The following is a 12172-nucleotide window of genomic DNA, read 5'->3' on the forward strand; positions in this document are numbered from 1 at the left end:
TGATCAGGTGTGCGACATGAATCCCTTGCGGGCCAACCTCGCGTGCCAGACTGCCTGCCAGTGCTCTCAGGCCATGCTTGGCCGCAGCAAAGGCGGAAAAGCCAGCGCTCTGTTTGACCGAGGCGGTGGCGCCGATGAAGAGCAATGATCCAGAGCCGGCCGGCAGCATGCGCTTGGCCGCCTCACGCGCAATCAGGAAGCCTGCCAGCGTGCTGCCCTGCCACAGCTCATAGAGCCGGCTGGGCTCGGTCTCGACCAGATGTCCCATCGCGAACCCGGCCGTCGCGAACACGACCAGCTCCGGTGTGCCGAAGTGCTCTGCCGCGGTCTCGAACAGGGCGCTGACCTCAGCCTCATCGCCGGCATCGGCCGCGACGGCCAGCGCCCGACCTCCCGCCGCCTCGATCTCCGCGGCGAGCGCATCGAGCGCCTCCGCGTTGCGCCGGGTCAGCACCACCGGCCAGCCTTCAGCGGCCAACCGTTTGGCAACGGCGGCGCCGGTGCCGGAGCCAGCGCCGACGATCATCGCGTAACCTGTTTTCATACCTTGTGTCTCCTGGACGATGAACGTCCGATCATAGGACCCGTTGTGCTGAGCGCTCGTGTGACCCTTGCCTCAAAAGGGCAAGACGACTGATCGATGGCGATTGAGATGGCAAAAACCAAAGAACCTGTGACCGCCGCCGTGCGGCTTCTACGCCAGGCTGACGTCCCCTTCAGCGGCCACTGCTATCCCTACAGCGGTGGCGGGACCGCCGAGGTGGCTCAGGCATTGGGCGTCGATGAGCACCAAGTGGTCAAGACCCTGATCATGGAGAATGAACAGCAGCAGCCCTTGATCATGCTGATGCACGGGGATCGCGAGGTCGCGACCGGTGCCCTGGCGCGCCAGATCGGCGCGAAGCGGATTCAGCCCTGCGCACCTCAGATCGCGGACAAGCACTCCGGCTACCAGGTCGGCGGCACCTCACCCTTTGCGACCCGTCGGACGATGCCGGTCTACTGCGAGCGCAGCATCCTGCAGCTCGAGCAGCTCTACATCAACGGCGGCAAGCGCGGCTACATCCTCCGGCTGCGCAGAGCGGATCTGCAACGTCTGCTGTCGCCAAAGTGGGTTGAGGTCGCGGTCTAAGCCGGCGTTGGAAGCCCGATGTCTGGCCGCCGGTCGCGGTGAGGCATTGACCGCCCAGCCCCGGCAGTGGGAACCTCAATCCTCAGCCCTCGATTCGGACCCTGCCGATGCAACGCGATCCCAACCTGGTGCGCCTGTCGCATGACCATCAATCAGCACTGGTCCTGGCCAAGCGGGCGCGTGAACTGGCGACGGCTGAAGACCCCGAGCGTCGTGCCCTCTGGGCCGAGATCCAGGCCCGCTTTGCCGATGAGCTTGAAGCGCACTTCCAGCTTGAGGAGCGGGGGCTGCTTCCTGCCTTGCGGGTCGCCGGCCAGCAGGCCTTGGTTGAGCAAACCCTTGCCGAGCATACCGAGCTGCGGGGATTGATTGTGAGCGACGCCCCTGATGCCCCGGCGCGCTTCGGCGACGCCTTGCAGGCGCATATCCGCTTTGAAGAGCGGACCCTGTTCGAGACCGCGCAGCAGGTGCTCGAGCCGGCAGTGCTCGCCGAGCTGGGCGTGCTGCATGAAGCGGCTGCGCGCCCAGCGTGTTCGACGACAGCGCGCAAGGGCGGCGCGCGCGGAGCGCCGCAATGAGTCAACAGCAAGCCAAACGCCCCGGCGAGGTTGCTGTGGAGCACTCCCAAGCGTCGGATGCCTGGCTGCAGTACATCGGGCGCATCCACACCCCTTGGCAGCGGCGCGAAGACTGTCCGCGCCAAGGTGAACTGGACGGCCCCGAGTGTCAGATCGAGGTGTTCCAGCCCTGGGATCATGCGCTGGTCGGTCTTCAGACGACGACTCCGCTCGAGGTGCTCTATTGGCTCGATCAGTCCCGGCGCGACCTGGTCCTGCAATGCCCGAAAGGGCGTGAGCAGCCCCTCGGCACCTTTGCATTGCGCTCGCCGGTGCGGCCGAATCCGATTGGCAGCAGCGTTGTCGAACTGATCGGCATCGAAGGCCAGCTGCTACGGGTGCGCGGTTTGGATTGCCTGGATGGCACACCCTTGCTGGATCTGAAGCCAGCGCGCTCGGCATTCATGACCAACCCAGGAACCTGATTGACATCGTGCTCACTGATCGCCGTTTCGACCGCTGGCTGTTCGCCGTACTCTGGCTCCTGCTGCTGACCTACGCGCTGTTGTTCGCACCTCCGGTTCCAGCGGACCTGCTCGGCCAACTCCGCGATCTCGCCTTGGCGCGCGTGCAAGCCGTCGATCCGATCGCGATCGCGGTGTTCAACCTGCTCGGGGTCTTGCCGGTCGCCTTCCTCGCCATCCTGCTGTTCGACACCGGCAAGCCTAGCCCCTGGCCCTTTGCGCTGGGCAGCTTCGTCCTCGGTGGTTTCGTCTTGCTGCCCTATCTGGTGATACGGGATCTGCGCGCGCCCTTGCAGCGGGCACCCGGTGCCTTTGTGCGCGCGCTCGGCTCTCCGATCACCGGCGTGGTGTTGCTGCTGACGGCTCTGGGGCTGATTGGCTTTGCGGTCTTGGCTGGAGATCTGAGCGTCTTCGCCGCCCAGCTTCAGGACTCGGCCTTCATCGCTGTGATGAGTGCCGACCTGCTGGTCTTGACCATTGCGCTGCATCGCTGTGCGGTGATGGATCGACAGCGGCGCGGGCTGCGCCTGAGCGGCTGGTCCGCGCTGGCTGTGCACATGCCGCTACTGGGTCCGCTGCTCTATCTTGCGCTGCGCCAGCCGGCATCGCAGGACGACCTCGGGGTGAGTCCAGACGGTGCTACAGGATCGGCTCGCTGAACGAGCGCAGCCGGTAGCGGATGCGGATCTGGCCAGCGTCCGTGCGCGTCGCGCTGATCGGGTAGCCGGAGTTGTCGAGGATGCTGGTCACCAGCGCCGCGACCAGCTCCTCAGGCGGGGTATCGCGATGCCGCTGTGCCAGGCGCTCGCGCACATGCTCGAGCAAGGACGGATCGATCTCAAGCGTTAGAGTCTCAGCGGGCGGGGATGCGTTCATGGCGCTCCAGTGGCGATTGGCTCGAGCAGTTCCGGGCTGTCGTTGGCCGACGAGTTTAGCGCCCGCGAGATCGGATAGGCCTCCCAGCATCTTGTATCAGCCGGCTTGAGCAGCGCCAGCAGCGCCGCCTTGCTCGCGCTTCCGTCACCGCTCGCAAGCCAGTTCCCATAGTCCTCAGGCGCCAGGATCACCGGCATCCGATCATGGATCGGCGCCAACAACGCGTTGGCCTCAGTCACGATCATCGTGCAAGAGTCGATGACGGCCCCCGGTGCGGCGCAGGCCAGGACACTCAGCAGCCGGCCAATCGACCGCTGAGGTGGGCTGTTGATCGGATCAATGAAAGGCTCGATCTATCGATTGACAAAACACAATAGGTCTGGCCCATAGCATCCATCCGATCAAACGATTTCACCCCGAGCGGCGCGGCGCCTAACCTGGTGTCAACCTCAAACGAGGCATCCACACCCACCGACTAGGAGCTGTACCCATGACCACCGACGTCCAGACCACCCCCGCCATGCCACGCCTGAACGAGCCGGCCCCGGCCTTCGATGCCCCGACCACCCACGGGCGCAAGACCATCGAAGATTATCGCGGCCAATGGCTGGTGCTGTTCTCGCATCCGGCCGACTTCACCCCGGTTTGCACCACGGAGTTTATCGCCTTCGCCAAGCGCCATGCCGACTTCCAGGCACTCGGCTGCGAACTGCTCGGCCTGTCGATCGACAGCAACTTCTCGCACATCGCCTGGGAGCGCAACATCAAGGAGAAGTTCGGTGTCGAGATCGGCTTTCCGATCATCGCCGACCTCTCGATGCAGGTGGCCAAGGCCTACGGCATGATCCAGCCCGGTGCCAGCGACACCTCAGCGGTGCGCGCCACCTTCATCATCGATCCCAATGGCGTGCTGCGTGCGATGGTGTACTACCCGATGAGCAACGGCCGCTCGATCGACGAGTTCGTGCGCCTGGTCAAGGCCCTGCAGACCTCCGATGAGCACGGCGTGGCGACCCCAGAAGCCTGGCAGCCGGGCGACAAGGTCATTGTGCCGCCGCCGGCCACTGCCGAGCAGGCCGAGGCGCGCATGGCTGAGGGCTATGAGTGCAGCGATTGGTACTTCTGCAAGAAAGCGCTCTGATCCAGGGAGCGAAGACGGGCGGCGTTCAAACGCCGCCCTGACCAGCGACCACCACAGCCCGCACCGCCGCTGTCCAGCCACTCATCCAAGCCCACCCAAGCGCTCCGCCAAGCGCGTGATCCGCCGCGTCGCCTGTTGCCGTCCGACCGCGATGCGCAACGCCTTCGCCTCCACAATCAGCACCACCAACTGACGTCCACGGGTAACTCCGGTATAGAGCAGGTTGCGCTCGAGCAGCGCATAGTGCTGCATCGCCAACGGGATCACCACCACCGGATACTCCGAGCCCTGCGCCTTGTGGATGCTGATCGCATAGGCCAGGCCCAGCTCATCGAGCGCGCTGGCCTCATACTCCACCGCCCGGCCATCGATCGCCGCCACCACCAGGCCCGTTTCGGCATCGATGCAGGTGATCTGTCCGATATCGCCGTTGAACACCTCCTTGTCGTAGTTGTTCACGCGCTGGATCACCTTATCGCCCGGGGCATAGGTGGTGCCGAAGCGCTGCAGCCGCGGCTGCGCATCGGGATTGAGTCGCTGCTGCAAGGCCAGATTCAGCGCCTGCGTGCCGAGCGCACCCCGATTCATCGGCGTCAGCACCTGAATCTCCGCAAGCGGATCGAACCCAAAGCGATTTGGGATGCGCTGCGTGACACTGGTCACAAGCTTCTCGGCAAGGTCTTCCGCATCAGCGGCCTCGATCAGATAGAAGTCGCTGGTCTCCCCCTTGGCCGGGGCGATCGGCCGCTCACCGCTGTGGATGCGATGGGCATTGACGATGATCCGCGAGGACAGCGCCTGACGGAATACCTCGGTCAGGCGCACCGTCGGGATCGCCCCCGAGGCGATCAGATCCGCCAGCACCCGACCGGGTCCGACTGAGGGCAGCTGATCGACATCGCCGACCAAGAGCAGCGCGGCCGCATCCGGCAACGCCCGCAGCAGCTGGTTAGCTGGTTCATCAGCACCGTATCCAGCATCGAGGCCTCATCCAGCACCAACAGCTCCGCCTCCAGCGGATACTCGGCATCGCGCTTGAAGCGATAGGCACTGGGGTCGAACTCCAACAGCCGATGAACCGTTTTTGCCTCACAGCCGGTGGTCTCCTGCAGGCGCTTGGCTGCACGCCCGGTCGGGGCGGCAAGCTGCACCTCGACCTGCTTGGCTTGGAGGATACGCAGCAGGCTGTTGACCAAGGTCGTCTTGCCGACCCCGGGGCCACCGGTCAGCACCGCGACCTTGCTTGAGAGCAGGGTGGTGAGCGCCGCACGCTGCGAGGGCGCGAGCGTCAGTCCGGTCTGGATCTCGACCCAGGGCAGGGCGCGGCTGACGTCGATCTGGCCCCAGGGTGGAGTGCCCTGCAACAGGCGCTGCAGCTGCACCGCGCAGCCCTGCTCGGCGCGATAGAGCGGCGTCAGATAAAGAAGGCCCTGATCGCGGATCAGATGCTTGGCCTGCACCTCATCCTCGATCGCCTGTTCGATGATCGGTGCCGGAATCTCCAGCAGCTGACTGGCCTGTGTGAGCAAGGCCTCGGGTTCCGAGGCACAGTGTCCCTGCTCGGACCAGACCTGCAGCGCATGGCGGACCCCGGCGCGGGCACGCAGCGGCGAGTCGCGGGGAATGCCGAGGCTCTGCGCCAGGGTATCGGCGGTCTTGAAACCGATGCCCCAGATGTCGAGCGCCAAGCGGTAGGGATTCTCGCTGACGGTGAGGATCGCCGCTTCGCCATAGGTCTTGTAGATGCGCACCGCCCGCGCGGTGCCGACGCCGTGCGATTGCAGAAAGACCATGATCTCGCGCACCACCTGCTGCTCGGCCCAGGCGGCGCTGAGCTGCTCGCGGCGCTTGCGGCCGATGCCGGGCAGTTGCTCCAAGCGCTCCGGATTCTGTTCGATGACCTCGAACACCGCCTCGCCGAAGGCGTTGACCAGGGTGCGCGCGAAGTGCGGGCCGATACCGCGGACCAGCCCGGAGCCGAGATACTTCTCGATCCCCTCGCGGGTGCCGGGCAGGATCACCTGCAGGCGCTCGGCGCGAAACTGCAGCCCATGCTTGGCATCCTGCACCCACTGGGCCAGGGCTTCGATGGACTCGCCGGGGCTGACGGCGGCGGCGCTGCCTAGCACGGTGACCAGGTCTCGCTGGCCACGGACCTTGACCCGCAGCACGCAGAAGCCGGAGGACTCACTGTGGAAGGTCAGCCGCTCGATGCTGCCGGAGAGACGCTCGCAGGGGGTGTCGGTGGCATGGCTGGGGGAGGGATGTGACATCGGGGCAGTGTAGCGAATCGGCCAGGGGCGGGATCGACGATGAGAGCCTGCGGCTTGTTGCCGATGTCTTTGGCGATTGAACCCTGATTGCCTGCTGGGTGGGTCACTCGCGTTTGGACGATCCGCAGGCGAACGGGGTAGGGGCTATGAGGCGGTGGACACTGATCAACGCGACCGCTTCGACTTCGCGCTCAGCGCCGAAGACATGCAGGCCATCGATGCGCTCGGCACTGGCGAGGCACGCCGCACCTGTCCTGATCCGTCGAGTGTTGTCTAGCCAGTGCGGGCAACACGCGGCCTGATTTCCGAAGGCCCGCACTGAGACGAATACTCCAGAGTCGCCTATCCGCCAGCTCCAGCCCCAGCCGAGGCTGCGGTCGCGCTTCTCGGCGGTCTGCTGCCCGATCTCGACAGTAAAGCCAGCTACATCGGCCGCCTGCTGCGCCTGACCTCGGGCACGCTCGAGCGCTATTTCGGCCACCGCACCTTTACCCATTCCCTGCTGCTGCAGTGCATCGCGGGACTGCTCGCGTGGTGGCTACTGCCGGGTGGCTATGTGCTGGCCCTGATCGCTGGCTGGGTCAGCCACAGTTGGTGCGACATGATGACCAAGGGCGGTGTCGCGTGGTTCTGGCCCGCACGCATCCGCTGTGTGCTGCCGGGCAATCCGGCCTATCGCATGGAGGTCATGGGCGGGGGCGAATTGGCGTTCCTGCTGATCGTGATCGGCATCGGCCTATTGATGATGCCGTTAGCCGTCACCGGGACCGGAACCGCTGGCCTGATCCGAGGCGCGCTCGGGGATCTGGAGATGGCCCGCGGCGACTACGACCGCAACAAGGGTACCGCCGCGTTTAGCGTCAAGCTCTCCGGGCGCGATAACCGCACCTACGAGGACGTCAGCGGCACCTATCCGATCATCGGCCCGTGGTCCACCGAGGGATTCATCGTTGATGCCGGCGACGGTCCGCGCTCACTGTGTGCGAGCTCTAACTGCGACTGGCACGCCAGCCACGCCAAGCTCGAGCGCGGCGAGCCGATGGAGACCACGAGCATTCCCATCCAGGGCGACACCTCTCAGCCACCGAGGTCCGCGCGCTGCTGCGCCCGCTGGAGTCCGTGGGCGAGGTCTACCTGATCGGCTCGGTCCTGCTGCAGGGCCTCAAGGCCGACCCGCCAACGCTGGAGGTGGCTAGCGACACGGTACGGCTCATCTACGCCCTACCCGAGCGCTTAGAGCCGTGGGCCGGCAAGACCCTGCGCGAGGTCGACCTGACCGCCCAAGTGCGCCACGTGCCCGGCGCCGAGATCCCCGCCATCACCCCGCTCGCGGCCTCATCCGCCGCCATCCCACCCCGACTGCAACGCTGGCTGACCGCACCATGACCACCGCAAAGGCCACCGCATGACACGCCGCACAATCCCTTGGCATCGCCTCCTGCCGCGCCATCAACGCCTGCTCGTCTGGTGGATCTTGGCCGGCGCTGGCATCGCCTTGCCTTGGCTCCTCGACGGCAGCAATCGCGAACAGACCGGCGGTATTGGTCAACTCATCGCGCGTGGCGATCTCCCGCGCGTGGCTGAAACCTTCTCCGAAGCCAAGCAGTTGCTCTACACCCGCGTTCAGCGCGGGCAGCCGGTCACGGCCTACTGCGGCTGCACCTACAACGGCCGGCGTCAAGTGGATCTCCGAAGCTGCGGGCTCGAGCGCTATGCCGGCAACGCCAGGGCGCGGCGGGTCGAGGCCGAGCATGTGTTTCCAGCGGCCCAGTTCGGCAACTTCAGGCGCTGTTGGCGTGAGCCTGAAGCCTACCGGGCTTGTCGCCAGAAGGACGGGGATCTGGTGTCGGGGCGTGAGTGCTGCCTCAGAGTCGACGAGACCTTTGTTGCGGCGCACAACGATCTGCAGAACCTGATCCCAGCGGTCGGGATGATCAATGGTGATCGGCGGGACTATCGCTGGGGGATGGCGACCAATGGCGACCGCTACGGCGCCTGTGACATCCGCATCGACGCCAGCTACCGCCGCGTCCAGCCACCCGATGCGCTCAGAGGCGACATCGCGCGAATCATGCTCTACATGCGCGATACCTATGGGTTCCGGCTCTCAAAGCAGGATGAACAGTTGTTCTCCGCTTGGAACAACCTCGACCCGGTCGACGCCTGGGAACGCACACGCCAGGCGCGAATTGCACGGCTGCAGCGGCGAGCGAATCCTTATGTGGAGGATTACAGGCCGCTATGAACCAGCATGAAATGGGTATCGCCCTAGCCTTGCTGGAGCGCCTGCGCCTCTCCCGTATCCCGCGCCTGCTGGCCCTGCACGAGCGAGTCAGCCAGGGGTCGCGGCTCGATGCCGCCGATCTGCGCTATCTCCGCGAAGCCCTGCACGACGCCCAGCGCTTGCAGCCGCAGTGGCGATTGTTCCCGGAGTTCGGGCCGATCTTCGGCGGCCTCGCTCGGATCTATCTTGATCACCACCAAAGCACTGGCCAACGAACACGCTTTGCTATCTAAAACCACACACGGTTCGCTCAACAAAATGTGATCGAGGTCATTTTTCTGTTGTTCAAGCAGGACAAATCGCCCGGTGAAGACTATTCCTGCTAGTCATAATCGCTAAACTCAAGCGAGGCGCTACACGCGCTCAGGGTCAGGGGATCTGGATAATGGTAGGGGAGCGCCAACAACCGTGGACGTATGGATGTCGCTGATCGGTGAGGACTTATCATTTTTACGTGTTACACCAACAACCGGATCTGTTTTGTGTCCGCAGTATGTAATCGGGTTGTGCATGACCGTGTCTATTTTGTGCTGGCAGGCGATCAAGACGAGCTGCTAGTAGCGATTCTTCCTGTCTCCTTTAAGGAGAATTTATGCGCCAGACCAGAGCTGAATTCTGTCCAATCAACAGGTTAGCGGACCAAAACCTCGGCGAGACGTCATCGTAATGACAGCGGACCCACACTTAACGCTTCAACCATCGGCTGGCATCGTTGTTTTACGCGGATACACAAGGCCAGACTCCAAACTTGTTGGTGAGCGCCATGCGCCTCTCGAAAAAACGCTGTATCTAGACTTGGTCGACTTCACAGAAATTCACTTCGTCACGCTCAAGAACGACCTAAAAAATTTCTACACCTATGAACTTGTGGCTCCGAAGTCGAGCATCGCAGTGTGCTTTTCTAAACCCGAATGGCACGGTGAAAGTAAACTCACTATAAAACGCTCTATTCTTTTCGCTACAGGCCGTGATTGCCCACAATACGTAAAACTAAGAAAGCAAATTGACGCGTTTCTTACGGAACAAATTAGTCGCCAAGACTGGGAACATTTATCAATATATCGTCCAATTAAAAAATAGCATGCCAACATTTTGCGCATGTTTGATATGTCTTTCCGGAGTTTTCAGTGATATTTAAGCATTTTGAAGACCTGTTACCGACCAAGATAGCTCTAGTTGCGCTGGCTAGTATTTTTGTCGTCTCGCCGGTGGCTTTCCATATTCCTGACCATCTCCCAGAAGCCTGGTGGGGAGGCAATACCCTAACTCTTATTCAGGCTCGGTTACTTTTTGTTTTAATAACCGCGATATCGCTAGTGATGGTGGCTTTGATATCCGTCGTCAATGAGTGTCGTCGCCAAGCATCTGAAATCTATAAGCTAAAGAGGCACATGAAGGCTGAAGAACTCATAGGTTTTTCGGAAAAAATGCGTGAATTGAATAGCAAAGTTAGCAAAAAATGCGCCAGCCCGACCGTCAACCGTAGCTGAAACTCCGATTGATGAGAGCGGGGAGGGCAAGAAGTTGGCGCAAAGCACCATTTGGTCGTTAAATATATTCAAGCGCTCTGTTACAGCGGGAACCAATGAGCGCGAGCGAGCAAGGTTATTAAATCATAGCAATGTATTCGCGATAGCTCTCTTTCCAGTCTGTGCCGTGATTGATGGAGAGAGTAAGGTGAGGTTTTTTGTTAGGCATTCATCAGGAGATAGAAAGTGGATTGGTCTTCTTATGAAAAAACTGTTGCAGGGATATATAAAGCTCTCGGTAAGGAATCTGGAGTAAATATCATCTGCAGCGGTAGAAATTGTAAAGTACTTGGCAAGTCAGGAGTGTGTCATCAAGTTGATGTCTTAACTGATCATTCGGTTGGGGTTCATGTATATAAAACAGCTATTGAATGCAAGTTTAGAGAAAGAAAACGCTCTAAAGACGATGTTACAAAATTGGCTGAAATAATTGAGGACGCAAGAATCCACAAAGGTGTGATCGTCTCGAAAAACGGGTTTACGGAAGACGCGATAGCTTTTGCTCAATACAAAAACATCGATCTCATGGAATTACGCGCGCCAACCCAAAAAGATTGGGAAGGAAGAATAAAAGATATACAAATAAGAGGTCGCATCCACATGCCAATAGTTGAAAATGTCAACTTGTTGTTGCTAGAGGGTGAGAGCGGTGTTGGCCTTATAGATGCTGAGGAAACAATTATACAAGAACCCAATGCAGAAGAAATTACGCTGAGCAATCTAATGCAATACATGATTTCTTCGTCCGATCATAGTGGTCGCGATCCAGTAATTCTAAGAAAAGAGTTTAAAGATGACACGGAGATACATAGCAGAGTTACTCAAACTTCAACGAAGCCAAAAGAGTTATACTTTAGCCTACGGTATGAGACAGATGGTCATGAAACACTTATCAAAGGCGAAGATCATGTCACATTGCTATTAATGTCAACTCTAGGAGAAGGGAGGTTTGTGATTTCTCCAGATGGTAATATAAGAAAATCAGATGTCTAAACAAAACATCCAGCCGACCCGCAACTACTTCGCGCTGCTTTTGCGCATGGCTGCGCCATTATTGCGCAAACGCTGCGATACGTTGTGGTCGTCCGATGTTGAGTGTGGTTATTGCGTCGGAGCCTATAGTATTATCCGCGAATACACTGACAAAATCAGCCGTTCGAAAGGCCATGCAAAAGTATGATCGAGGCGAGAGGCGGTTCCGGTTTACTGGGGCGCGAGCGTGGTATGTCCGAGGACTTCAAGAGCGGTTATATCCTCTGAAATACATTTACGCTTTGGCCACCGACTAGATTCCATCCTCGTTCAACACCTCAGACCCTATCCGGGATTTAGAACTTTTTGAATTCACTCTCATTCGTCAACCAACGGACGAAGACGCAGAGTTCAATTCAAAAGGGGAAAGAGGCACTGTGTGACTCAAAAGGTCGAGCTGCAAGATTGAATTCCGCGCCTGCAAATCCACCAATTCGTCTAGTCGAAGTGGTTACCTATGAACGCAATCCAGATGTGGCGGCCGAAATTCTGTCTCGCGCGAGCGGCGTCAGTGAGCTTTGTGGATAAAAAGCGTCTTTTTTTTGTCGATCGGACGGTTGCCCCCATCTTGATGTTCATCACAAGAAACCATTAGCGAAAGGAGGAGACAATACTGTAGCGAATGCGGTCGCTGCATGTCCGAACTGCCATCATAAGGCACATCATAGCTAGCTAGCGCTGTGCTCCAGCCTACGCCATCTCAAAACCCCCAACCAAACCACCTAAAGTCGCCACTCTTAGTCGGCGCCGAACAGCTATTCAAACCACCCGTCAGCACACCCACCAACACCCCGCTTTCCACCCGAAACGCCCCCGCACCACTG

General features: G+C 60.3%; 18 protein-coding genes and 1 pseudogene. 13 read left to right on the forward strand and 6 right to left on the reverse strand.

Annotation, left to right across the window (positions count from 1 at the left end):
* Positions 1 to 544 (reverse strand): SDR family NAD(P)-dependent oxidoreductase (locus CKO42_RS18090; protein ID WP_200247099.1); only part of this gene is annotated, 544 nt, incomplete at its 3' end.
* Positions 545 to 652: 108 nt separating this feature from the next.
* On the opposite strand from CKO42_RS18090, the gene CKO42_RS18095 reads away from it, so the two are divergent.
* From CKO42_RS18095 to CKO42_RS18110, 4 genes are all read left to right on the forward strand, one after another.
* Positions 653 to 1132: an aminoacyl-tRNA deacylase gene (locus tag CKO42_RS18095; protein ID WP_200247101.1), complete on the forward strand. Its 480-nt coding sequence runs from the start codon at positions 653 to 655 to the stop codon at positions 1130 to 1132.
* Between the two features lie 107 nt (positions 1133 to 1239).
* Complete coding sequence (locus CKO42_RS18100; protein WP_242479505.1) at positions 1240 to 1710, forward strand: hemerythrin domain-containing protein; 471 nt, start codon at positions 1240 to 1242, stop codon at positions 1708 to 1710.
* Positions 1707 to 2174 carry a tRNA (N6-threonylcarbamoyladenosine(37)-N6)-methyltransferase TrmO gene (gene tsaA, locus CKO42_RS18105; protein ID WP_200247103.1) on the forward strand — a complete coding sequence of 156 codons (468 nt, stop codon included), beginning with the start codon at positions 1707 to 1709 and terminating at the stop codon, positions 2172 to 2174. The genes CKO42_RS18100 and tsaA overlap by 4 nt, the downstream gene beginning before the upstream one ends.
* Positions 2175 to 2182: 8 nt before the next feature.
* Positions 2183 to 2872, forward strand: a complete 690-nt coding sequence (locus CKO42_RS18110; RefSeq protein ID WP_200247105.1) for a hypothetical protein — start codon at positions 2183 to 2185, stop codon at positions 2870 to 2872.
* Here CKO42_RS18110 and CKO42_RS18115 read toward each other — a convergent pair.
* Positions 2853 to 3089 carry a hypothetical protein gene (locus CKO42_RS18115; RefSeq protein WP_200247107.1) on the reverse strand — a complete coding sequence of 79 codons (237 nt, stop codon included), beginning with the start codon at positions 3087 to 3089 and terminating at the stop codon, positions 2853 to 2855. The two genes, CKO42_RS18110 and CKO42_RS18115, sit on opposite strands and share 20 nt — an antisense overlap.
* A complete protein-coding gene (locus CKO42_RS18120) occupies positions 3086 to 3442 on the reverse strand; it encodes an SOS response-associated peptidase family protein (protein WP_338034945.1) in 357 nt (118 codons plus the stop codon). Before CKO42_RS18120 ends, CKO42_RS18115 begins: the two co-directional genes overlap by 4 nt.
* A gap of 137 nt (positions 3443 to 3579) precedes the next feature.
* Here CKO42_RS18120 and CKO42_RS18125 point away from each other — a divergent pair, with 137 nt between their 5' ends.
* Positions 3580 to 4230: a peroxiredoxin gene (locus CKO42_RS18125; RefSeq protein WP_200247111.1), complete on the forward strand. Its 651-nt coding sequence runs from the start codon at positions 3580 to 3582 to the stop codon at positions 4228 to 4230.
* Positions 4231 to 4311: 81 nt separating this feature from the next.
* On the opposite strand, the gene CKO42_RS28745 is transcribed toward CKO42_RS18125, so the two are convergent.
* The 3 genes from CKO42_RS28745 to CKO42_RS18135 all read right to left on the reverse strand — a co-directional run bounded on the left by CKO42_RS28745 (position 4312) and on the right by CKO42_RS18135 (position 6999).
* The gene (locus tag CKO42_RS28745) at positions 4312 to 5163 is read right to left on the reverse strand and encodes an ATP-dependent DNA helicase (RefSeq protein WP_476737476.1); all 852 of its coding nucleotides are present in this window, start codon (positions 5161 to 5163) and stop codon (positions 4312 to 4314) included.
* A complete protein-coding gene (locus tag CKO42_RS18130; protein WP_476737477.1) occupies positions 5079 to 6503 on the reverse strand; it encodes a helix-hairpin-helix domain-containing protein in 1425 nt (474 codons plus the stop codon). Before CKO42_RS18130 ends, CKO42_RS28745 begins: the two co-directional genes overlap by 85 nt.
* A 103-nt stretch (positions 6504 to 6606) precedes the next feature.
* Entirely contained in the window at positions 6607 to 6999 is a 393-nt protein-coding gene (locus CKO42_RS18135) for a hypothetical protein (protein ID WP_200247113.1), read from the reverse strand.
* Here CKO42_RS18135 and CKO42_RS18140 point away from each other — a divergent pair.
* From CKO42_RS18140 to CKO42_RS28590, 8 genes and pseudogenes are all read left to right on the forward strand, one after another.
* Entirely contained in the window at positions 6901 to 7641 is a 741-nt protein-coding gene (locus CKO42_RS18140; protein ID WP_242479509.1) for a metal-dependent hydrolase, read from the forward strand. The genes CKO42_RS18135 and CKO42_RS18140 overlap by 99 nt on opposite strands.
* A complete protein-coding gene (locus CKO42_RS18145) occupies positions 7623 to 7889 on the forward strand; it encodes a hypothetical protein (protein ID WP_200247115.1) in 267 nt (88 codons plus the stop codon). The genes CKO42_RS18140 and CKO42_RS18145 overlap by 19 nt, the downstream gene beginning before the upstream one ends.
* Before the next feature lie 19 nt (positions 7890 to 7908).
* Positions 7909 to 8748, forward strand: a complete 840-nt coding sequence (locus CKO42_RS18150; protein ID WP_200247117.1) for an endonuclease — start codon at positions 7909 to 7911, stop codon at positions 8746 to 8748.
* A complete protein-coding gene (locus CKO42_RS18155) occupies positions 8745 to 9020 on the forward strand; it encodes a hypothetical protein (RefSeq protein WP_200247120.1) in 276 nt (91 codons plus the stop codon). The genes CKO42_RS18150 and CKO42_RS18155 overlap by 4 nt, the downstream gene beginning before the upstream one ends.
* 894 nt (positions 9021 to 9914) lie before the next feature.
* Complete coding sequence (locus CKO42_RS18160; protein ID WP_200247122.1) at positions 9915 to 10277, forward strand: hypothetical protein; 363 nt, start codon at positions 9915 to 9917, stop codon at positions 10275 to 10277.
* A gap of 225 nt (positions 10278 to 10502) precedes the next feature.
* On the forward strand, positions 10503 to 11309 hold the full coding sequence (locus CKO42_RS18165) for a restriction endonuclease (RefSeq protein ID WP_200247124.1): 807 nt from the start codon (positions 10503 to 10505) through the stop codon (positions 11307 to 11309).
* Positions 11302 to 11496, forward strand: coding sequence for a hypothetical protein (locus CKO42_RS18170; protein ID WP_200247127.1), 195 nt, complete (start codon positions 11302 to 11304; stop codon positions 11494 to 11496). The genes CKO42_RS18165 and CKO42_RS18170 overlap by 8 nt, the downstream gene beginning before the upstream one ends.
* 416 nt (positions 11497 to 11912) lie before the next feature.
* Positions 11913 to 12020, forward strand: a pseudogene (locus CKO42_RS28590) (HNH endonuclease); the annotation flags it as partial.
* Positions 12021 to 12172 lie beyond the last annotated feature (152 nt).

Source organism: Lamprobacter modestohalophilus (genome assembly GCF_016583905.1).
In the GTDB taxonomy this organism is placed as follows: Bacteria; Pseudomonadota; Gammaproteobacteria; order Chromatiales; family Chromatiaceae; genus Lamprobacter; species Lamprobacter modestohalophilus.

Bases quoted from the DNA above. Each gene is read 5' to 3' on its own strand.
- CKO42_RS18095 (WP_200247101.1), top strand. From the start codon at position 653: ATGGCAAAAACCAAAGAACCTGTGACCGCCGCCGTGCGGCTTCTACGC.
- CKO42_RS18100 (WP_242479505.1), top strand. From the start codon at position 1,240: ATGCAACGCGATCCCAACCTGGTGCGCCTGTCGCATGACCATCAATCA.
- tsaA (WP_200247103.1), top strand. From the start codon at position 1,707: ATGAGTCAACAGCAAGCCAAACGCCCCGGCGAGGTTGCTGTGGAGCAC.
- CKO42_RS18115 (WP_200247107.1), bottom strand. From the start codon at position 3,089: ATGAACGCATCCCCGCCCGCTGAGACTCTAACGCTTGAGATCGATCCG.
- CKO42_RS18125 (WP_200247111.1), top strand. From the start codon at position 3,580: ATGACCACCGACGTCCAGACCACCCCCGCCATGCCACGCCTGAACGAG.
- CKO42_RS18130 (WP_476737477.1), bottom strand. From the start codon at position 6,503: ATGTCACATCCCTCCCCCAGCCATGCCACCGACACCCCCTGCGAGCGT.
- CKO42_RS18135 (WP_200247113.1), bottom strand. From the start codon at position 6,999: ATGGGTAAAGGTGCGGTGGCCGAAATAGCGCTCGAGCGTGCCCGAGGT.
- CKO42_RS18150 (WP_200247117.1), top strand. From the start codon at position 7,909: ATGACACGCCGCACAATCCCTTGGCATCGCCTCCTGCCGCGCCATCAA.
- CKO42_RS18155 (WP_200247120.1), top strand. From the start codon at position 8,745: ATGAACCAGCATGAAATGGGTATCGCCCTAGCCTTGCTGGAGCGCCTG.
- CKO42_RS18170 (WP_200247127.1), top strand. From the start codon at position 11,302: ATGTCTAAACAAAACATCCAGCCGACCCGCAACTACTTCGCGCTGCTT.